Origin of the sequence: Paenarthrobacter sp. NPDC056912, from assembly GCF_042786555.1 — a bacterium.
Classification (GTDB): Bacteria; Actinomycetota; Actinomycetes; order Actinomycetales; family Micrococcaceae; genus Arthrobacter.
The window spans coordinates 25,139-45,752 of record NZ_JBHUCD010000012.1 but is presented as its reverse complement, the minus strand read 5'-3'; the positions used below and the strand labels follow the sequence as shown (position 1 = coordinate 45,752).

19 protein-coding genes are annotated in these 20,614 nt (G+C 59.1%); 2 read left to right on the top strand and 17 right to left on the bottom strand.

Annotated features, from left to right (window positions below):
• Positions 1-116: 116 nt before the first annotated feature.
• The 10 genes from ACFRJ9_RS14130 to ACFRJ9_RS14085 all read right to left on the bottom strand — a co-directional run bounded on the left by ACFRJ9_RS14130 (position 117) and on the right by ACFRJ9_RS14085 (position 8,996).
• Positions 117-989 carry a fumarylacetoacetate hydrolase family protein gene (locus ACFRJ9_RS14130; RefSeq protein WP_377668985.1) on the bottom strand — a complete coding sequence of 291 codons (873 nt, stop codon included), beginning with the start codon at positions 987-989 and terminating at the stop codon, positions 117-119.
• Positions 986-1,411 carry a RidA family protein gene (locus tag ACFRJ9_RS14125; RefSeq protein WP_377668982.1) on the bottom strand — a complete coding sequence of 142 codons (426 nt, stop codon included), beginning with the start codon at positions 1,409-1,411 and terminating at the stop codon, positions 986-988. Before ACFRJ9_RS14125 ends, ACFRJ9_RS14130 begins: the two co-directional genes overlap by 4 nt.
• A 36-nt stretch (positions 1,412-1,447) precedes the next feature.
• Positions 1,448-1,828, bottom strand: a complete 381-nt coding sequence (locus tag ACFRJ9_RS14120) for a cupin domain-containing protein (protein WP_377668980.1) — start codon at positions 1,826-1,828, stop codon at positions 1,448-1,450.
• Positions 1,829-1,982: 154 nt separating this feature from the next.
• Positions 1,983-2,354 (bottom strand): hypothetical protein, encoded by a 372-nt coding sequence (locus ACFRJ9_RS14115; protein ID WP_377668977.1) that lies wholly within the window; start codon positions 2,352-2,354, stop codon positions 1,983-1,985.
• On the bottom strand, positions 2,355-3,959 hold the full coding sequence (locus ACFRJ9_RS14110; RefSeq protein WP_377668974.1) for an FAD-dependent monooxygenase: 1,605 nt from the start codon (positions 3,957-3,959) through the stop codon (positions 2,355-2,357). It abuts the gene before it with no gap.
• A 173-nt stretch (positions 3,960-4,132) separates the two neighbouring features.
• The gene (locus ACFRJ9_RS14105) at positions 4,133-5,185 is read right to left on the bottom strand and encodes an Ldh family oxidoreductase (protein ID WP_377668971.1); all 1,053 of its coding nucleotides are present in this window, start codon (positions 5,183-5,185) and stop codon (positions 4,133-4,135) included.
• A 65-nt stretch (positions 5,186-5,250) separates the two neighbouring features.
• Positions 5,251-6,066 (bottom strand): ABC transporter permease, encoded by an 816-nt coding sequence (locus ACFRJ9_RS14100; RefSeq protein WP_377668969.1) that lies wholly within the window; start codon positions 6,064-6,066, stop codon positions 5,251-5,253.
• A complete protein-coding gene (locus ACFRJ9_RS14095) occupies positions 6,063-6,836 on the bottom strand; it encodes an ABC transporter ATP-binding protein (protein ID WP_377668967.1) in 774 nt (257 codons plus the stop codon). The genes ACFRJ9_RS14100 and ACFRJ9_RS14095 overlap by 4 nt, the downstream gene beginning before the upstream one ends.
• Positions 6,837-6,844: 8 nt before the next feature.
• Positions 6,845-7,741: an ABC transporter substrate-binding protein gene (locus ACFRJ9_RS14090; protein ID WP_377668964.1), complete on the bottom strand. Its 897-nt coding sequence runs from the start codon at positions 7,739-7,741 to the stop codon at positions 6,845-6,847.
• A 163-nt stretch (positions 7,742-7,904) separates the two neighbouring features.
• Entirely contained in the window at positions 7,905-8,996 is a 1,092-nt protein-coding gene (locus tag ACFRJ9_RS14085; protein ID WP_377668961.1) for an amidohydrolase family protein, read from the bottom strand.
• A gap of 131 nt (positions 8,997-9,127) precedes the next feature.
• Between ACFRJ9_RS14085 and ACFRJ9_RS14080 the strand changes: the two genes are divergently transcribed.
• Complete coding sequence (locus ACFRJ9_RS14080) at positions 9,128-10,021, top strand: PaaX family transcriptional regulator C-terminal domain-containing protein (RefSeq protein WP_377669259.1); 894 nt, start codon at positions 9,128-9,130, stop codon at positions 10,019-10,021.
• A gap of 354 nt (positions 10,022-10,375) precedes the next feature.
• Positions 10,376-11,845: a purine-cytosine permease family protein gene (locus ACFRJ9_RS14075; RefSeq protein ID WP_377668959.1), complete on the top strand. Its 1,470-nt coding sequence runs from the start codon at positions 10,376-10,378 to the stop codon at positions 11,843-11,845.
• 290 nt (positions 11,846-12,135) lie between these two features.
• Here the strand turns inward: ACFRJ9_RS14075 and ACFRJ9_RS14070 are convergent, their stop codons facing one another.
• From ACFRJ9_RS14070 to ACFRJ9_RS14040, 7 genes are all read right to left on the bottom strand, one after another.
• The gene (locus ACFRJ9_RS14070) at positions 12,136-12,618 is read right to left on the bottom strand and encodes a VOC family protein (RefSeq protein ID WP_377668956.1); all 483 of its coding nucleotides are present in this window, start codon (positions 12,616-12,618) and stop codon (positions 12,136-12,138) included.
• 50 nt (positions 12,619-12,668) lie between these two features.
• Positions 12,669-14,243, bottom strand: a complete 1,575-nt coding sequence (locus ACFRJ9_RS14065) for a phytoene desaturase family protein (protein WP_377668953.1) — start codon at positions 14,241-14,243, stop codon at positions 12,669-12,671.
• A 355-nt stretch (positions 14,244-14,598) separates the two neighbouring features.
• Complete coding sequence (locus ACFRJ9_RS14060; protein ID WP_377668951.1) at positions 14,599-15,723, bottom strand: XdhC family protein; 1,125 nt, start codon at positions 15,721-15,723, stop codon at positions 14,599-14,601.
• Positions 15,724-16,108: 385 nt separating this feature from the next.
• The gene (locus ACFRJ9_RS14055; RefSeq protein WP_377668948.1) at positions 16,109-16,564 is read right to left on the bottom strand and encodes a CoxG family protein; all 456 of its coding nucleotides are present in this window, start codon (positions 16,562-16,564) and stop codon (positions 16,109-16,111) included.
• Complete coding sequence (locus ACFRJ9_RS14050) at positions 16,561-19,005, bottom strand: xanthine dehydrogenase family protein molybdopterin-binding subunit (RefSeq protein WP_377668945.1); 2,445 nt, start codon at positions 19,003-19,005, stop codon at positions 16,561-16,563. The genes ACFRJ9_RS14055 and ACFRJ9_RS14050 overlap by 4 nt, the downstream gene beginning before the upstream one ends.
• Positions 19,002-19,553: a (2Fe-2S)-binding protein gene (locus ACFRJ9_RS14045; protein ID WP_377668943.1), complete on the bottom strand. Its 552-nt coding sequence runs from the start codon at positions 19,551-19,553 to the stop codon at positions 19,002-19,004. The genes ACFRJ9_RS14050 and ACFRJ9_RS14045 overlap by 4 nt, the downstream gene beginning before the upstream one ends.
• The gene (locus ACFRJ9_RS14040; RefSeq protein ID WP_377668941.1) at positions 19,550-20,419 is read right to left on the bottom strand and encodes an FAD binding domain-containing protein; all 870 of its coding nucleotides are present in this window, start codon (positions 20,417-20,419) and stop codon (positions 19,550-19,552) included. Before ACFRJ9_RS14040 ends, ACFRJ9_RS14045 begins: the two co-directional genes overlap by 4 nt.
• Between the last annotated feature and the right edge of the window lie 195 nt (positions 20,420-20,614).

Genomic DNA, 20,614 nt, shown 5'->3' with positions numbered 1-20,614 from the left:
TTTTTCACCCCTACTTAAAACCACAACCCCACACCCCCCCCCCCATTTTTTTTTTTTGGGGTTTTTTTTTTTTTTTGGGGGGCGCCGGCCGGTGGCCCCCGCCCCCGCCACACTGGTCAGACCAGCGCTATAGACGCAACGGTGTTTCGCAGCTGGCCCAGGCCCGCTGCTCTTGTGATTAGTTCATCGCCGGGCTGAAGGAAAACCTGTGGATCACGGGCGTTCCCAATTCCGGCTGGGGTGCCCGTCAGAATGACATCCCCGGGTTCCAGAGTCAGGCCGAGGCTCAGTTCGCTGATGATGCGGGCAAAGGAAAAAGCCATCAGAGATGTGGATGCGCTTTGTAGGACCTTTCCGTTGAGCACGCATTCAAGCAGGATATCCCGTGGCGCCACTATCTGATCAGCTGTAGTGATCCAAGGCCCCATGGGCATGGTCTTGTCGATCGATTTACCCTTGAACCATTGGCCTCCGTGTGCTCGTTGAATGTCCCGGGCGGAGACGTCATTGGCGAGCATGTATCCGTAAATATGTTGGGCAGCATGGGCTTCAGGAATCGATCGGCCGCCCTTGCCGATGACTATCGCGACTTCGGCCTCGTAGTCCCATTTTCTGCTCAAGTCGCTGTCCACGGAGATTCCGTCCTGAGGGCCGATGGCTGTGTTGGGAGCCTTCGTGAAAAACGTTGGATGCTCCGGGCGGCCTGCTGGTTCCTGGCCTTCGCGTTTACCTGCGGATTCCTCGAAGTGCTCCCAATAATTCCACCCGACGCAGAAGATGTTCTTGGTGAAGCGTTGGATGGGTGCTCCGAACCGTGCTTTCTCTATGTCGAGCACAACGTCGAACGGACCGGGCTGAGGCAGGTTACCTGACCTCACCACGTCGTCCACAGTTCCCGCCGACGCCGGAAGGATACCGACAGTACCGGTTTCCGGGGTTACCACACCGATTCGCCATGAGTCTTCATGAAGGACGGCTGCAATTCTCATGAGGGACTTCCCTCCGTTGATGAGGGTTCGGCCAGGACCGCTATCGCGTTAATCTCTATCAGATAGTCCTTGTTGACAAACTTGGACACCTCGACCATGGTCGACGCCGGTGCATCACCGGTGAAGTATCGCTTGCGAACTGCGTGGATCGCATCGAAGTCCTCCATATTGCGGACGTAGACATCCACACGGGCTATGTCGTCCAGGGTTCCGCCTGCCTCCTCCACGGCGGCCTGTAGATTCTGACACACTTGATGTGTTTGCGCGGAGATGTCGCCGATGCCCGTGACGGTGCCGTTAACGTTACGTGCCGTCATTCCGGATATGAACAACAGCCTTCCTTGCGCCTTTGCGATCGTGGCTTGTGCAAAGTGGCCATTCGGGGTGGCAAGTTTTGCAGATGTAATGATTTCTTTTGGCATGGGTACTCCTGTTTGAGTGGGGGCGAGGATGGAATGTCAGATGGTGTCGGACTCACTGCTATACCACTCGGGCTGAGTCGGATAGTGGGGGCCGTCGTAAAACTCCAGCAGCACACTGTCCTCTTCGGCGAGCGTGGGCCCGTGCAGGCAACCCTTGGGGTTCCAGTAAAAGGAGCCCGGGGTCAACGTCAACTTGGTTGAGGTGTAGGTGTATCGTCCGGCAATGCAGAACATGAACTGGTTCGATGCGTGTGAGTGCCTTAGTGGGATACCGGAGCCTTTTGTGAAACGGACCAAGGAGATTGAAGCGCCGGTTTCTTCATTGCGCCATAGCGGCTTGTGGCTGAGGCCGGCGAGAGTTTTGTCCAGCCATTCAAGGTCGCCCGTCTGTACGAGGATCTCGCGGAATCGAAACATCGCTTGACCCTCAGGTCCGAGTGCTTCCGCTTCACGAGACCGGTCCGGGGCTACTCCACCGTAGAGCGCAGGCTCCGATAGATTGTTTTGCCATTCCTGGCGGGGCACATCTGGCGGGCAAGGGGGAGTCTCGCTAAGGCCATTGGTTTGAGCGCTACTCTGCACTTTTCCATCCTCCCGGGAGGTTTTCTCCCTGATCCTTGAACTCGATCAACCTGCTGACATACCGAGTGGACCCTATGTTGGTGAGCATATGAACGGGGGATGGGTCCATCGAAATGGTGCGTCCCACGCTTTCGTGTACGTCACGATAGGTGCCATCTCCGTAGGTGATTCGGTTGTCGGCAGCTTCGATCGCGATGACGAGGTAGGGGTTGTGGTGTAGGTGCCATGGTTGGCTTTCGCCAGGCTCGAGCACAATTTCCCAGACTCTGGTGTAGTCGTTTTCGAGAAGGATTTCCTGGCCGACGTCGCCAAGCGTGACGGTTGTTCCCTGTTCAAGTCTGATTTTGTCGCCTCTGGCCATCTAGATGTTCCTCGGCTTTCCCACGATCTCGGTGTAGTGTCTCGTTGCTGCTTCGGCAACGCCGGAACCGGTCGGATCCCAGGGCTCGATCGCGGCGATGTGACCATCTGGTCGTAGGAGGACCAGGGTGTCTGTTGTGATGCCGTAGCGGCGTCGGACGCGGTCCCCAGGATCGAAAAGTGCTTTGTGCCGCAAACCTGAGTCGAGCGGTGCGTCCCAGCGGCTTACGACGTAGTGGCGGAGTCCGGCGTATTTCTGGTCGGGTATGGTGGGGCCCCGCCGGGCATCGGTGAAGTAGAGGGCCACGAAGGTGTCGCGGCACAGTTCATGGAGGAAACGTTCTCGGTGGCCGTCAAAGAGCGGCATGTCCGGGGATCGGTCGCCTACGTGCAATGGTTGTGGTTCGGATCCGGTCTTGATGATCTGCCAGTTTCCGCTTCCAGCGACATCCAGGGTGACGCCCAGGAGCGTCCTGGTCATTGCGTTGCCCCAGGCGCCGTCGTCTGGCATGACATCTTCGGCGCCGTCGAAACGGGACATGCGCATCCGTGCGGCTTCAGCCATGGCGGCGGATCCGCTGACGGCCAGAGGGGCTTGTTCCTTGGAGTATCCATCGAGCAGTGATTCATCGGCCCAGCCTCGGTGAACCCAGCCGAGACGCCAAGGGAGATTCGAAGCATCCAGGACACCGGTGTTCAGACCGAGCGCCCACATGGGGGTGATCAGATGTGCGGCATCGCCCATGAGGAAGATTCGCCGGTCCCGCCATGTGCTGGCGACACGGTGGTGGACGCTATAGATGTTTGTGCCGATAACCGTCGTGTTGACGTCGCCGATAAATCGGAGCACCTTCTGCTGGAGCTCCTCCGGCGTGGGTTCTTCAGCGTTCTCTGCCAGCGGGAAGATGAAGCGCCAGCAGTGCGGTTGGCGGACGAGTATCATCCATTCGCTTGCGTCTCCGAAGTAGGACAGATAGGGGTAGTCGCGGGGGGACTCGATGTCCAGATCGGCTTCGAGATCGATGAGCATGTAGCGCTCGGATAGGGTCTTGCCTTCCACTGTGATGCCCAGTTTTTCGCGGATGGTTGAGCGCCCACCATCACAAGCGAGCAGATAGGAGGCTTCAACGAACTTTGGCCCGGTGGGAGTGTCGACGTGGACCACCACGCTGTCGCCGTCCTGAACGAATCCAGTGACCCGGTGGTTCATTCGCAGCGACCCGGGAGCTTTCTGGGCAAGAGTGTCACGCAAAACCGGTTCCAGCTGATGTTGGGGGATATTAATGACAAACGGGAACCGGGTTTCAGTAAAAAGCTCGCTGGTCATGACGGACAGGGAAGCCTTGTCTGAGGCGCGGTCTGCTTCGCCAATTTCATCGATTCTCACGGAGGCGGCCAGTACTGGCTCCAACGAGTTGAAGCGGTCCAGTACTTCCAGGCTTCGGGTGAGGACTGTGCCGGCTTTGGTGTCCATTGAGAGGGAACTGTCCTCCTCCAAGACAAGAACGGGCACGCCCTGCTGCACCAGGCCCAGAGCGGTGATGAGCCCGACCGGACCTCCGCCGGCAATGACTACGGGTTTTTCAGTGGTGATGGCGGATGCCATGTGTTTCCTTCCAAGTAGTGGGGTTCATTTTTGTCTCCCAAGAACGGGTGTGCCGAACGAGCGACAAAGAGTGGACCGCTCGTCGACAACAGGACGGGAGCGGTAGCGCCTTGCCGCAGCAATTAGTGAAATTTCTGCGTCGTGCTGCTTCTGGGAGGTGGCTGAAGGGGCCATCACACGGGCAGCATCGTTGTCACGCCGACTCGTTTGGCACTGGCCAATAGAGTGTGGAAAACAGTTGCTTCCAGCCGAATTCCATTTGTGCGCGCTGCTTGAGCGCGCTGGTCTTCGATTTCTCCAGGTAGGAAAACGCAATCGACACCAGGGGCGGTCGGTGAGGCCTTTATTTCGCTGGCAAGCTCTTTGGCGCGCTCGTCAAACCCCACGCTGAATCGTGAGGGGTCAAGTGCCAAGAAGAAATGTGCAGCGTTGTTAGGCACGGCCGTATCTGCATAGAGGCCTCGCACGCCTTGGCCAAAACCACCCCCGGAGAGTGCGCCTGTCAGCAGGTCCACGATCAAAGCCAAACCGTAGCCTTTGGGGCCGCCCATGGGGAGCAGGAGCCCGGCGAGGGCCGCTGATGGATCGGTGGTGGGGACACCGAAGACGTCCGAAGCCCACGTTGGTGGGATCTCTCTTCCTTCCGCGGCGGCTAGACGGATCTTTCCCAGCGCCGCTTCGGACAAGGCCATATCCAAGACGATGGGACTACCACCGGACTGCGGTACGGCGAAAGCAAGCGGGTTGTTGCCCACCACCGCTTTGGCGCCACCAGGGGCCGGCATTAGGGGGCGAGTGTTCGCGGCTGCAATTCCGATCATGCCCTGATTCGCTGCCTGCACGGCGTACGAGAACGCTCCACCGAAATGGAACGCGTTGCGGACGGCCACTGCGCCCAGCCCGAAGCTCCGGGCTTTTCCGATGGCCAGCTCCATGGCCCAGACACCGGTCACTTGCCCGAGCCTGTGGCCCGCATCGAGCACTGAAACGGCACCTTGATCGCTGACAACCTCGCCACGGCCGGTTGCAATGACAGACCCATCACGCAGGCGGTCCAAATACATCGGAAGCAGCATCAAACCGTGCGAGGGAACTCCTCTGGCCTCCGACTCGACGAGGTTTGCCGCAACGATCCGGGCATCCACGGGAGCAACCCCGGCTCCGACAAAGATGGCTGAGGCAGCGTCGATCAGACAATCGACTTCGAAATATTGTGTATGACTCATGCGTGTTCCTTATAAGTTGACTTGAGTTTTTCCGTCTTGCCGCGCTCCTGTACTGGGCAGCTGAACTAGGAGCGGTTGCTTTCGGACCATGGGATCAAAAGCCTCTCCAAGGCGACGAGCAGGTAAAAGAGACCGATGCTGATGAGGGCGAGGAGTACGATGCAGGCAAAGGCTTGAGACGTATCTGCGCTAGCGCCGGATTGGACGATCACATAGCCAAGTCCGGCATTTGCCCCTACGAACTCCCCAATAACGGCACCGATCACCGCCAGAGAAATAGCCGTCTTTAGTCCCACGAAGATTTGCTCCGTGGCAAAGGGAAACCGGAATTTCATGAACATTTGAAGGCGTGAAGCTCGCATGGATAGGCCCAGTTCAATGAGTTCCGTGGGAGTAGACCGCAGTCCGGCCGTGGTCGAGAGCACGATGGGGAAAAAGCACAGCAACATGACCATGACTACCTTTGGCTCTTGACCAAATCCCATCCAGACAACCAACAAAGGTGCGATGGCCACCTTCGGTACGGCGTTGATGCCCAGCAGCAAAGGATAGACCGTCCGTTCCAGCAATCGTGACGATGCAATTGCCATTGCTGCCGGTACACCGATGAGTATGGCAAGGATGAACCCCTGGATGGTTTCCCAGAGTGTTACCAGACTCTGGAGCAGCAGGAATTGAGGGTTCTTTAGGAAAGAGTCGACGACGTCTGCGGGCGACGGCAGCAGGAACTTTTCGATCCTCAAGCCTGCAACGGCGATCCACCATAATGCGACAACGGCGACCATGCCGAGAAAGGGCAGCAGTATGGCGCTGATGCGATTTCGAACGGATCCCTTAGCCCGCACCAACGGGATAGATGGGTTCGTTGTGTTTTCGATCATCGTTTTGCCACTCCTAAAGCAGGATCCATGAGCAGATCATGGAGCCGGGCGCTGACTCCGGTCACTGCAGCCGCATTGTCGTTGTGACCCAGGGATCGTGGACGCTGTATGTCGACTGGCACCACTTCCTGGATCCTCCCTGGACGCGGACTCATGACAACCACCCGGTCGGCCAGGAGGACTGCTTCTTCAATCGAGTGCGTAACAAAAACGATGGTGGTTTCCTGCTCCATGACGATTCGCTGCAGTTCGCCGGAGAGTTCTTCGCGCGTAAGGGCGTCTAGAGCGGAGAAGGGTTCGTCCATCAGGAGGACTTTTGGTTCTTGAACCAGAGAGCGGCAGAGGGACACGCGCTGCTGCATGCCTCCTGATAGCTGGTGAGGCAGCTTCTTTTCAAATCCCTTCAGCCCAACCAGACTGAGGAGTTCTTCGGCACGCTGCCTGACTTTCGACTTGTCCAGGCGCATGATCTCCGCGGGCAGCATGATGTTTTCCACCACGTTCCGCCATGGCAATAGGGCAGGCTTCTGGAACATCATGCTTACTGATGATGTGGGGGCCTCAATTTTTTGGCCGTCTACATTGGCGGTTCCGGATGTGGCCGGCTGCAGGCCAGCGATGATGCGGAGCAGGGTTGATTTCCCACAGCCGCTTCGACCGACCAGGGTCACAAATTCGTTGCGCGCAATGCTGAGGTTGATGTCAGCAAGGGCGTGTATTTGGCCGCTTTGAGTGGCGAAAGTCTGCGAAACGTTGTTGATTTCGATCATGGAGGGCTCTATTCCGCGATCGTGAAGGCTGCTACGTCAGACGGTTGAACTGTTCGATTCAGGGCGTTTGCCTTGGAGAACATGTCCAGGATCGTCTGGACGCGTGATTTGGAGAAACTACCGTTTGGGTTTTGGGTACCTACATATGGCGTCATCACCTTGATCTCATCGGCGGCGACGGCGGCGTCCTGAGTTGGGACGTGCTTCTTGAGGATTTCGCCTGCTTCTTCGGGGTTGGCCAATGAGTACTTCAGTCCTTTGAGCAGGGCAGCTGAGAACGCGGCGACCTCCTTCGGTTTTTCCGCGAGGGTTTTTTCGGAAGTCATGAGGGCGGTGCCATATAGGTCCGGCAGGTAGTCACTGAATGGTAGGAACACGGCTTTCTTACCGTTCGTGGCACGCTCGATCAAACCTTCAGCAACGACAAACTGGCCAATCGCGTCAACCTTATGGCTGGCCAGCAACTGGGGAAGGCTGGCTGGGCTGGACGGTACGAACGTGACCTTGCTTGGGTCCACGCCGGCAGCCTTGGCGTACACGGGAAACATCAGTTGATTTGTTGACCCTGCTTGGTCTGCAATCTGCTTTCCCTCCAGGTCAGCGGGCGAGGAGATGCCATATCCTTCGACAGTTGCTATGGCTGACAGGGACTTATCTTGGATGGCCGTGACGGCTTTGACTGGCAGATTCTCATTGGCAATGGTCAAGACACCCGCCTGGAAATCGCCGACGCCATAGTCCGCCCGTCCTGAGGCCACGAGCTTCAGCACATCAACGGTTCCAGTGCCTGGCTGAATGGTCACGTCGAACCCGGCTTCTCTGAAGTAGCCCTTCTCCGTTGCGACAAAAGCGTAGGCATCCCTGCCGAAGGTATTAAACCCGGTCAAATAGGTGACCTTTTTCAACGGGGCTGCTGGTTCAGTGTTGCTGACTGTGCCGGTGGGGATGGAACAGGCCGCGAGCGTGAGCATGGCGGCCGTAGCCATGGTCAAAATGCCTGTACGAATTGATTTCATGTTGGTTTTCCACCTCGATTGATGGGATTGAACGGTTCGGTTTGGAAAGTTCCTATCGTGTTCGTATGGGGACGTGAGCCAGCAAACGGGCTGCGTTCTCAACCGCGACCTTGTTGATAAAGGCCCCAGATCGGTTTTTCATTGCGTGGTATGGGTCAGAAAGACCCATAGGGAATGGCCAGTCAGTTCCGAGAACCAGTCGGTCCTGTCCAAATACCTCCTCGGCCAGATCCATGGCGGCCGGTTCATGGGCCAGACAGTCGACGTAGATGCGGTGCAGTAGTTCGGTAACAGTGCCGGACGGAATGTTTACACCCGGCCGGGCCGTGTTCTGGCCTTGTTGCCAGCGGCTGGCGACCGCGGGTAAAACACCGCCGCAGTGCGCGAGGATGACAAGCAGGTGTGGATGCCTCGCTAGGACTCCACCGAAAACGAGTTCCGCCGCGGCCACTGATGTCTCCACCGGGTTTCCCAGAAGATTGTCCAAGTAGTACTTGTTCAGTCTGAGATCCGGCGATTTCCCTGGATGGAGAAGTAATGGGCGTCCGTCCGCTGCAAGGAGCGCCCAGAGTTCGTCAAGCTCAGGATGTTCCAGTGCGCAGGAATTGCCGCCGGCCGCTGCTGTCCACCCAGCGAATTCTTCCGTTCCAAGATGTTCACGCGCCGTTGCCACCGCCAGGCCTGGATGCTCCAGGGGAAGGTAGGCCAATGGTAAGAGGCGAGCATCGCCAGCGCAGGCGCGGCGGACACCTTCGTTCAGCGCGGGAACCCACGCTGCTGCTTCAGCCACAGAGAGGTGCTGGCGGTAAAAGGGCGGTGGCACTGAAACGCAACCGTGGTCCGTGCCCCAGCCGGCAAGAAATTGGCCCAACACGTCAGGCCGATAGAGCTCATCCATTTCGACGACACGACCATCAAAGGCGTAGTGGCCTCGACTGGTCTTTGTGACTCCCAGATCGGTCAGAACATCGGCTGACAGCGAGGGTGCGAGATGTACGTGGAAGTCAATGATGGGCCCACGGGAACCAATGACCGAATGAGCATCCGTAGTTCCGCCTGCCTCGGCGGACTCGTTTGCATCGGGCGCTCCAAAAGTAGTTTGTATCACAATTACAAGGGTGTTTGATGTTTGATCAAATGTCAATATGCGGTTTCCTTCTCTCTTCGCTGGATGGTATCCCTAGCCCGTGAGGGCCCCTTCGCGGGGTTCCAGCGGGTTCCGTGACTGGCGCCTGTAGTCTTGAAATACAAGGGGACCAGCGTTAGGTGTCATTCATGGCTCAAGAGAATATTGCTGCGGACGTCGTTCCAATGCCGAGGCATCAACACCTCATTGTGACCGTGTATGGTCTCTACGCGCGCGGGGAGGGCGGGGTGTTTGCGGTTTCGGAGCTGATCACGCTCCTGAGCGACCTGGGGGTTGAATCCGGGGGCGTGCGCTCTTCGGTTTCCCGCTTGAAAAAACGGGGAATCCTGGAGAGTCTCAAGCAGGGTCGGACCGCCTCCTACAGGCTGGCTCTTGGACTCGAAGACGTTTTTCGCGCTGGTGATGAGCGAATCTTTGCCCGCCGACGTGCCACTCCCGACGACGAGTGGATCCTGACATCATTCTCAGTTCCCGAGTCGGAACGGCACCTCCGCCACAAAATTCGTACCATCCTCGTGAGGATGGGCTGTGGCCAAGTCTCGCCCGGACTGTGGATCGCGCCGGGGAATCTGGCCGCTGAAGTTAGCCAGCAACTGAAGGGCGCGGAGCTCTCCGACTACGTTGATTTTTTCCGTGGCGGCCACCTGGAGGTCGGGGACATCCGATCCAAGGTGGGCCAGTGGTGGGACCTTCCTTCGCTGGACTCGCTCTATGCAGACTTTATTGACCAGTACGGTCCCGTACTGGACCGTTGGAATGGGCGCATGCATGATGGCGATTTATCCCAGGAGGCTCTGCGCCAGGCGTTTGCCGATTACGTTCCCATGGTGACCCAATGGCGCCGCCTGCCTTACATGGATCCAGGGCTGCCAGCAGAGTATCTTCCCAAGAATTGGTCCGGGTTGGCGGCGGAAGCACTCTTTTCGAAATTGCATGCTCTGCTAGGACCCATGGCGGAACGCTACGCTCATTCGGTCATCGGCCAGTCCAGAACCTCTATCACGCCCAAATCATCCGGTTAAAAAGCCTCCGGCTCTGTGGCTGCGGGTTCGGTGCATGATGCGGTTCGTCGTGCCCCCTCGTTGCAGTTCCCGTAGTGCTCGCCGGGGCGATCGATTCGGCTCCATTTGACCCGAAAAGGGCGCAGCTCGCGATTTTTGATGTCTCAGTAACTGACGCCGGCCGGTCCGCTCGAGGGCGCTGTACTTTCCCGCGTGATGATCTTCAAGCCCGTGCTGAAGTGGTACGGCGCCGTGGGGAAAATCTCTGTAATAAATTTTGCGATCGTTTAAAACCAGTGACATATGTCACCTTGATTGGTAGCGTGCAGCCAGACGCCAGCTGGTGTTCCCCCCCCTCCCAAAGAAAGGCTTCAAATGTCAGTTGACCATCCTGCATCTTCCGGTGAGTCCTTCGCCGTCAAGGTCGAGGATCACGCTCTCACACCGGTTCCGCGGTCGGAAAGAAAATCTGGCTGGGGGTTGATGACGAACAGCGCAGGCATCGCTTCAACCCTCGTCCAGGTGGCTATCGGAGCCGCCATTACCATGATTGCGGGAGTGGGCTGGGGAATCCTTGCCGGCGTCATTGTCGCAGTCTTCGGCGGTGTCCTTGGGTGGCTGGTTGGCCATGTCGCATATGTTTCGGGCACATCCAGCACTGTCACTTCCCGATACTACGGACTTGGGCGACGCGGATCGGTACTCGCTTCCCTTATCTTCGCTTTCATGATCCTTGGCTTCCTTGCTTTGGAAAACGCGCTCCTGTACTACGGCACACTCTTCATGTTCGGTTGGACTCCGAGCCTTGCTAACGCCGTCATGATCTATGGCGTGCTGACGGTTATCTGGATTCTCCTCACCATCTACGGCATGAAGGTAGTGCAACGGACCTCAATCATCCTTCTTACAGCCTTCGTGGTACTCACCGTCACAATGGCCACGGTGGCGCTGGCCAACTCGCCTCTATCCCTGGGGGCCATCATGTCCGCAGGGCCAATTGGAGGCAGTGGTAACGAGGCGGCAAGCTTTGGACTTGTTGTTTCGATGCTTGCCGGTAGTGCCGGAGCTCTCGCCCTGGTGGATGCAGACTACGCCCGCTACGCAAGATCGACACGGGACGTTGGAATTCTGGCCTTCGGGGGAGCCGTCATGGTCGACGTCATAGTCGTCGTGCTCGGCGCAGTTATCGTCCATGCAAGCCAAAGTTCCGTGACCAATTTTCTGAGCGCCAACCCTGCGGCGGCTGAAAGTCAGATGGGTGAGACCATTGCGGAAAAGGTGTCTTGGATGATCGCCAACAATACGGGCGCCTACTTCATCATTATCTTCGGGGTAGTCGGATTCATCCTGATGTACGTCGCCCAAATCAAGGCGCAGGTACTCAACACATATTCAGGTTCTTTGTCGCTGGTCAACCTTGCCGAAGGCCTGACGGGAAAGAGTCCGAGCCGTCTTAGCGCAGTTATTGTGGGTAACGTGATCGCACTACTAATGATCGCCGGCAACATTTTGGGGCTGCTGGGCAGTTTCCTGGGAATCCTCGGCGTATCTACCACGGCTCTTGCGGGGGTTATCATCGCCGACTACTTCATCGTAAGGAAGCGTCAGCCAGCGGCAGAGCGTGAAGCGGAGTCGGTGAACTGGGCCGGCGTAATTTCCGTCATCGTTGCCGCCGTCGTTGGATCCATTCTGTCAGAAACAGGAGTCACGCCTCTGGGGTTCCTCGTGAGTCTGATTATCGTAATCTTCCTATACCCTGTCCTGCGTAACTACGCCTTCAAAGCGCCGGAGCCTCCAGTGGAACTGGTTGTCCCGTCAGGAATTGACCGCGGCGCTGGTTCCTAGCCAGCATCAGCTCGTCAGCAATGGTGGCCGCGTCCATGTAACCCGAACGACGTGGCCACCATTGGTCTATTTTCCTCATCCCATCTGAGGAGCTCCTTTCGGATTCCAGAAGGTGGAGACGCAGGGGTGCCGTTTTGGGGTCACATTGAGTTGGCCTGGAGCACGAAGGCCTCCTTGGTGTGCAGCGCTTTCCTAGAAAGATCCACTGCCCACCAAGGAGGCCTTCGTCACCCCGGAAATCTGAAGCCGTGTCCCGCCGAGCCTCACCCAACGTCCGCGGGTACTTACTGCTAACCCCACATTTCGCTGTAGGGATGGGAACATAGCTCAATTACTGTTCCCCACGGATCTTCGCAATAGACAATGCTGTAACCATTGTCGGCGTCTATTTCAACTGCCTCAGAGCGTTGCCGGCCGCCGTGCTGGATGATTCTTTCAATCGTCGCCTGGAAATTGGGGGCGGTTAGGGCAATGTGGTAGATACCTGTTTTCCAGTATTCGAAGGTGTTATTGGATCGGTAAGTCCTTGGAGACTCAAAATAGAAAAGCTCAATGCCGGTTCCATCAGCCCAACCCAGGTGAGCAAAAGCAAACCGACGGAATCCATGCCCATAGATCGCGGCAGCTGCCTTGCCAAGTTCCGTGCCGTCTTCCAGTACTTCGATGGGTCCGGCAAGCAGTTTCATTCCGAAAGTCCGCTGGTACCACAGGATCGCCCCTTCGATGTCCGGGACCGTGACACCGACATGGGAAAAGGCCGTGAGTTGGCGCATATGTTTTCTCCTGAAGCGATTATCGTTGATTGACTTGACTGGATTGTGTTCTAAATGAGCTCTCTGGTGACCAAATGCCCTGAGCCACCTGACAGTCCTGGACCTGGATGCGTGGAAGCTCCGATATGCCATAGCCCCTTCACCGGGGTCTGGTGGCCGGCAGCAGACGGAAATGGGCGCCAAAGAAGGTTCTGGAACAGCTCAGCCGATCCGCCGTAGGGATCACCTTTTACTGCATTCGGGTTATTCGCAGCCAAGTCTTGCGGCGAGACAATGTCCCAGCCCAGAACGGAGGCTCGGGCACCAGGAGCGAACTCTTCGAGTTTGCCCAGAATTCGTTCCATGAACCCGGTTTTCAGTTCTTGAGACCAGCCGTTTGCGACGGCGAGGAGCCCGGCGGCATCCCCTGCCGGGGCGAACGGAACCTCCTGCAATTGCAGCCAAAGCGTCGCTTGTCCTGCGGGGGAGCGCGAGGGGTCGAGTAAGGACTGCTGGCCAACAACGATGGTCGGATCCGCGGGAAGGAGCTGTGCTTCTGCCTGCGCACAGGCGATTCCGGTACTGTCTGAACCATTGCTGATATGAATCAGCGGAACCATGTTGAGTCGGCGGTCAAGCCACTCCAAGGGCTTGCTCAATGCCAGGTGAATCTGCATTGCCCCCCGCCCATTTTGGTACCTTGCGGCCGCCGCAGCAATGGCAGGAGGTGCGTCGTCGATCAGCTTCCCGTAGAGCATCTGTGGCGAGACGTTGGCCAAGACCGCATCTGCGGAGATTCGTCCTCGAGACGTATCCAGGCCCTTGACCTGGCCCGCCTCGACGAGGACCCTTTTGACGTCCGTGTTCAGCAGGACGCGTACACCATGGTCGCGCAGAAGGGATTCAAAGGCGGCCACGAACTGCGAAGCGCCCCCTTTGACGACAGGAAGCCCAAAACCGTGCATGGTTGCTGCCATGACCGGCAACATGATGCCCCCGGTGGCGCTGTCCGGGCTGAGGCCGGCGTGAAGAAGCCAAGGGGACCACAGTTGGTCGGCCTCCCAACTGTCGAAACGGCTACGGAGGTAGTTTCGCCCGCTCATCAAAGCGTCCCGGAGGAACAGTTCGTTCCCTTTGATTTTGTTCCGTTTTAGGGCGCCGGCGGCGAGTTTGGCGATTTCTTTGGGTGATCGGAGTTCTGCGCTGAAAGCGCCAAAAATGGTGCTTTCATTTTGCTTGAGGTCCTCAAGCATGCTCAAGTACGCCGTCTTGTCCGCGGGGGTCAGAGCTTCGACCGTTCGCTGGGGGTCCCTGTGCGCAATAACAACTCTGTGTTTGCCGGTTCCTGGGTCCTTTCCAACGCTTGCTGTCACAGCGTCCTCGGAGTTGCAGTACTCCAGGCCCCTGGCATGCAACTCCTGTCCGAGCGCTTTATAGGCTGCCCCAGATACAAAGAGCGGGTGGTACGAGGAATATGTGTCATGTGTGAAACGGGGAAGGGTCCGATTCGCAGAATGAATGAATCCCCCCAGCCGGTCCTGACGTTCAACTAAACAGACCCTTTTTCCTGCTATTGCCAGTTCCGCGGCGGCCACCAGAGAGTTGATTCCGGAACCGATGATTGCAATGTTTCCTGGTGTTCGCATCGTAGTCCTTTCCCAAAGGTATTGTTCATATTTAATTGGACAGCTTCTTGAATCAGGACAGCCATCATTCGCCATGTATTTCGCTTTGGCGATCACAAATGAATAAGCTCGTGTCGCCTATAGGTGTCATGTACGAAGTGGTGTGCTCGGGCTGGGCATTCACAGGCCTCATTCGGACGTCCAGGGCTCACGAAGGCTAACCCAGGATTGGAAGAAGTCTGCGACCTTATTGAGTCGGGGTTGCATGGTCCGTGCCGCCCGGTATCACAATGCCAAAATGTGTGATCGGTGCGGGTGGCGCGACAACAATTGCTCACGATAGTTGCGGGTCTCATGCCGGCAACTGGCCGGGACCTTAGCTCGTCTCCATAGCGGCTGTGCGCAGGGGATGACCGTGGATCGGGGTCTCCAGCATGCCCAGCGGCAAACCCGAGCCGCCCCATCGCCGAGCAACGATCTCAGCGGCGATCGAGACTGCCGTCTCCTCCGGCGTCCGCCCGCCAAGGTCGAGCCCGATCGGTGAGGACAGCCGGGCCAACTGGTCCTCATTAATGCCCTCGGCGCGCAGCGCCTCGTTGCGGTCAGCGTGCGTCCGCCTGCTCCCAATGACGCCGATATAGCCCGCGCGTCCCGCCAGGGCCTCGACGAGCAGGGGTATGTCGAACTTGGGGTCGTGGGTCAGAACGCACAGGACTGTACGGGCGTCGACCACTACGGACCGGAGGTACTCGTGCGGCCACCGCACCACTAGTTCGTCGACGTCCGGGAACCGCGCCCGTGTGGCGAAGACCGGGCGCGCATCGCAAACCGTTACGTGATAGCCGAGAAACGAGCCAATCCGCGCCACGGCAGCGGCAAAATCGATCGCCCCGAAGACGATCATTTTCGGCGCCGGGGTGAAACACTCAATGAAGACCGACACTTCGTTCGGGCGCCGCTCGCCGTTCCTGCCCAGATGTACCGTTTGGTTGCGGCCATACTCGAGCACCCCGCTCGCGGCGTCGGCGATCGCTGCGTCCAGCCGCTCCTCCTCGGTGCTGCCGTGCGCCTCGCCTTCGACGAGCAGGATATGACGGCCCACCAGGCTTTTTTCCTCCGCGGCAGCCACAATGGCCAAAGCTGTCGGGCGGTGGGCGTCGACGGCAGCGATCAGGTCCGTGAGTTGGCCTGGCTCGGCAGGGTCGACGCGCCGGACGAGTAACTCGATGGTTCCCCCGCACGTCAGGCCGACTTGGAACGCGTCATTGTCAGTTACGCCGTACCGCACTACTTGGGGACGCCCGGTCTTCAGAACCTCCCGGCATACCTCATAGACGGCACTCTCGACGCAGCCGCCCGAGACACTCCCGACCGCCTCGCCCGTGGCATTGACGGCCATTGAGGCGCCGGGGCCGCGGGGAGACGACTTCCAGGTACGTATCACGGTCGCAACAGCGAAGGGATCGGTCCAGGTGCGGAGGTTTTCGAGGATGTCTTGCATTGCGGGTTCTCTCCGTGATCGAGGCTTGACAGTTGTATGCAGCTCAGGTCGACATCATGGCCGGCCGAGAAACCTGCCCTCGGCTCGGGGGAGGCTTACGTGCGACGTGCGGCCAGCGCGGTCCACGAGCAAGGTCCGTGGTGGGATCGCGGCTGAGTCGCTGGAATCGTCCTGAACATCGCTGTGGACGGGTGATTTGGAGTAAGGGTTGTTGAACAGCATCGAATGGCCACCGCATGAGCTGCAGGGCATGGGAACGGTCGGACTTTGCGCCAAAGAATTCGAGTCGAGCCGGGCCGGGTCCAGTCTTCGAAGGAGAAGAGGCATCGAAAGCATCCGCGGAGGTGGCCCCAATCGGGTGATTTCGACTTCCACCAAGGGCCGATCATATGGTGCTGCCCGCCGGAGCGTTCGCCGAGGCGGCGGTGGCCGCCTCCTGAAGGACATCGCCTATCGCACGCGCGATGATTTCCGCGCCCACGCGCTGGCCGACGCTCGCAGCGGTTCCCCCGAGCAGGACCTCGGCCTCCCATCGCACCCGTGAGCCGCCGTCGGCTGTCTGGAATGTAAGCAGCAGGTCGGCCTCCACGATGTTGTTCCCACGCATCGCGCGGACTACGATCGCGGCGGAGGAATCTGTCACTATGCCGATGGTGATCGTCACCGTGAACCGGACGGGGCCGAGGGATATGACGGGATAGTACTCCAACCGGAGCGATCCATCCTCGCTGACCTCCACCTCGCGGAATGACGGGACCCCGGCGAGTACTGCGGGCGAGGCGGCCAGCGAACGCAGCGTTCCGGGGCTGGCGCTGGTGTCGAATGTGCCGTCCAGTTTCATCGAATCACCTTGATCTTGTCGGAGTTGGCCCCCGCTAGGAGGTCGAGGATGGTCTCTGACGAGACATGGCTGTCGAGAACCATGCCAGTGTCGCCGAGGGCGTTCTGGACAGCGGCGCTGAGCGCGTGCAGGGGCGCGCCGCCTCCTTCCCCCATTCCCTTGGCCCCGGTGGGTGTAAAGGGTGAAGGGCTGATGACGTTGTCGTAGCGTAACGTCGGCATGTCGTATGCGGTGGCCGCGTGATAGTCGTAAAAGTTCGTGCCGAGCAACTGTCCATCAGCGGTGTAGTGGAGGTTTTCGAAGAGTGCGGCCGAGAGACCGTGCGCCACGGCGCCCTGTACCTGGCCTTGGATGATCATGGGGTTGATGGGATTCCCGCAGTCGTCGACTATGCCGTAGCGTAGAACGGTGATCTGGCCTGTCTCCTCGTCGATCTCCACCACGGCGGCGTGGACCTGAGTCGCATAAGTCAGGGTGAGGTTACCCTTCTTGGACTCGACATCCGGCAAGGTGAAGGGCGCGTTGTACACGCCACGACCAACGAGGGTAACTGTCCGGGCCAACTCGGCAGGCAGCTCCGCAGGCGACATATGCACCAGCCAGCCAATGGCTTGGATTGGCATCTGCCGCTCATCACCAACAACCTTGACCATTCCGTCCTCGAGCACAAGTTCCTCCGGCGCGGCGCCCAACTGCGAGGCCGCCACGAGCTTGATCTCGTGGACAAGCTTGTTGGTTGCGTCGATGAGAGCGCCGATGCCCGTGACGGCGAATTGCGAGGCGTAGGAGCCGGAGTATCCGGTCTGGGAGCCCAGCAGCGAATCACCCCCACGGTGGGTAATGAGGTCCTCGGGCCGCAGACCGAGCTTGTCAGCTACTACTTGTGCCATAGTCGTCTCGTGTCCCTGGCCAAAGGCAACGCCGCCCGTGGCGACCAAGATTGACCCGTCAGAGCCCATCCGCACCAAACCGGCTTCGGTGTTGCCGCTCATTCCGGAGTTGGGGTTGATGTACCGGGACTGGGCGAAGTTGTTGGTACCGGAGTCGAGAGTGGATCCGATCCCAATTCCGATCCGCTTGCCGGTTCCGGCGGCCGCTGCCTGTAGGCGCTTGGCATCGGGATAGTCGATGAGTTCGAGCACTTTACTTAAGCTCAGCGGCAGGTCGCCGGAGTCGTACACGCACTCGTTGACAGTAGTAAAGGGATACTGGTCCGGCTGGATGTAGTTCTTCAGCCGGAACTCCACGGGGTCGAACTTGAGTTTGATGGCTGCGATGTCGAAAAGACGCTCCATAACCCACAAGTGCTGCATGCGTGAGTATCCCCGCACGGGAAGCGTCGGCCCCTTGTTGGTGTAGACCGACTTCCAATTCACTCGTAGGTGCTTGATCTGATAACAGGCGTTTGTAACCTGGGACCAGATGGCGGCGCCAAGGGGCTCGTTGCGGCTATAGGCACCGTGGTCGTCCAAGGCATCGTAAGTGACGCCGAGGACAGTACCGTCGTTCTGCACCGCCATCTTGATATTGGAGAAGGTACGCTCATTGCCGTGGCCGCCCTCTGTGTGAGCCTCGGAACGCGTTTGGGTCCAGCGGACAGGTCTACGGAACTTTCGGGCCATAAGTGCCAGAACCACCATTGGGATGAACATGCCTACTTTGACACCGAATGATCCGCCGATGTCCTTGCTAAGAATGCGGATCTTCTCAACCGGGTGGCGCAGCGCCTTAGAGATCAACAGAAGAGTCAGTTGCGGCTGGGCGGACCCGCTTTGGATGGTGAAGGTGTCCATACCCGCGTCGTATTCGACGGAGACGACGAATGCTTCCAGCGGCGTCGGTGAAAAGCGGTGGAAATGCATCTCATCGACCTCGATAATATGGTCAGCGTTCTCCAGCGCGTGGTCGATGTCGCCGAAGTCGAAGTCGCCTCGCCAAGAGATGTTCTCCCCGATGCCTTCGTGGAGAACCGGGGCGTTTGGCTCCACAGCCCGGCGGGCTTCGACGACGGCGGGCAGCGGATCATACTCGACGACGACGGCGGCAGCTGCGTCTCGGGCCGCCTCCCGGGAGTCAGCCGCGACCGCGACCACGGGCTCCCCGACAAACCTGACTTTCCCCCCGCTGGCTAGCGGCCGATCTACCTCGGCTGCGGCAGCCCCTACTTGGTACTCGATGAAAGGGTCGCTGAGTTCTTCCATGTCCTGGGGCGTAAGAGCCCCGACAAAGCCCTTGACCATCGCTGCTCCGGAAAGATCGATCTTGGTTATGCGGGCGTGGGCATAGGGGGATCGGACGAACTGAACGTAAGCGAGGCGAAAGGTAGGGGTGTCGTCAGCGAACTCAGCTTCGGCGCGAAGCAGGCGGTCGTCCTCGCGGCGAAGGATGGCCTGCCCTTCAAAGTTCTGCCGGGCGGCCGCCCGCGTGGAGGCCGCGGTCACGCCTGGGCCTCCTCAGCCTCTGTGTCCCGACCATGCGGTAGCGGGGCGTCAATACCGCCAGCGGCACAAACGGCATTAACGATGTTCTCGTAGCCGGTGCAGCGACAGATGTTGCCCTTCAATGCGCGGCGCACCGATTCGTCGCTGACTTCCTCGCCGGAGGCGAGGAAGTCAGCGGCGGTCATGAGCATCCCTGAGGTGCAATACCCGCACTGCAGGGCGTGGTGCTCTTTGAACTTCTGCTGCAGGTCGTTGAGCTTGCCGTCCTCCGCTGCGAGGGATGCGGCCGTTTCTACCTCGGAGCCGTCGGCCTGGACGGCGAGGATCATGCAGGATTTAACCAGATGACCGTCCCACCGGATGCTGCAGGCGCCGCAGTTTCCCGTATCGCAGCCGATCTTTGGTCCGCGGCGGTCGAGGTCGTCCCGCAGCCAGTGAACGAGCAGTTTCCGGGATGGGACCACACCGGTGCGCGCCTCGCCATCAACGGTGACGGTGATGGCATGGAGGTCCGGACCCTCGAGCAGGTCCGCAGTCTGTTCGCTCATGCTTGCTCCTTTTTGATGATGTCGACCAGGGCGCGTCGCAGCTGCACCTTGGCCATGGCGCGCCGATAGTGGGCGCTGCCGTGGGTGTCGGAAACCGTCTCGAACGGTTCGGTGTCGAATGCAGCCAAGGCCGCGGTGATGGTCTCCGGCGTCCGCGGGCGGCCGTTAATCGCTGCCTCGACCAGAGTTAGGCGGACGGGGGAGCCAGGGACGGCTCCTAGGAAAACACGTGGCTCCTCGAGCGTGCCGGCGGAGACTGCAGCGCGGACGACAACCCTGGCCAGCGCCCAAGAGTCGCGGGCCAACTGCATGTGACGGTGCGCGAGGGCGTCGCTGGCCGGGAGCGCGGGGACGTGGACTGCGGTGAGCAGACCACCGTTCGTCACTGCAGTGCACAGGGCGCCTCGGAAGAACTCATCCGCGGAGAGCAGGATGGAGCCGCCGTTGTCGTCCATGGTCTCGAAGCTCGCGCCGAGTGCTGACAAGAGCGGGGGGAAGTTGTTGGTCGGGTCGTTGAGGGCAACATTTCCACCGATCGTGCCCCGATTACGGACCTGTCGATCAACCAGTCCGGCAGCCATCTCAGCGACGTCGGGGGCGGTCTCGCGTACCAGAGGGTCGGCGGCGAGCTCGGCGTAGGTTGTCGCCGCCCCAATGCGGAGGCTGTCGTCGAAGTGTGTAACCCCGCGGAGTTCCTCCAGCGCATGAATATCGATGAGGACTGACGGCGTGACCAGATCCAGCTTGAGCGCGTTGATCAACGTCTGGCCGCCGGCAAGGACTGCCGCTTCGGGCACCTCCCTACGGAGGGCGGCAGCATCACGTGCACTTTCTGGCCGGACATATCGGAAGGGCGGAAGAATCATGAAAGAGGCCTTCCCTCTCTGGCGGTGGTTGGCCCGCTCGTGTCGATTCGTTATTGTCGAGAAGCATCGCTGATATTTGATCAAATGTCAACGGTGATTGATGTGCATTTGAGTCGGAAAACACGCGGCCCAGCATGCCGGCCAATCACGTGCTCCCGTCGTTCCATGGCCGTGCTGGCAGAGCCGATTTGGGCA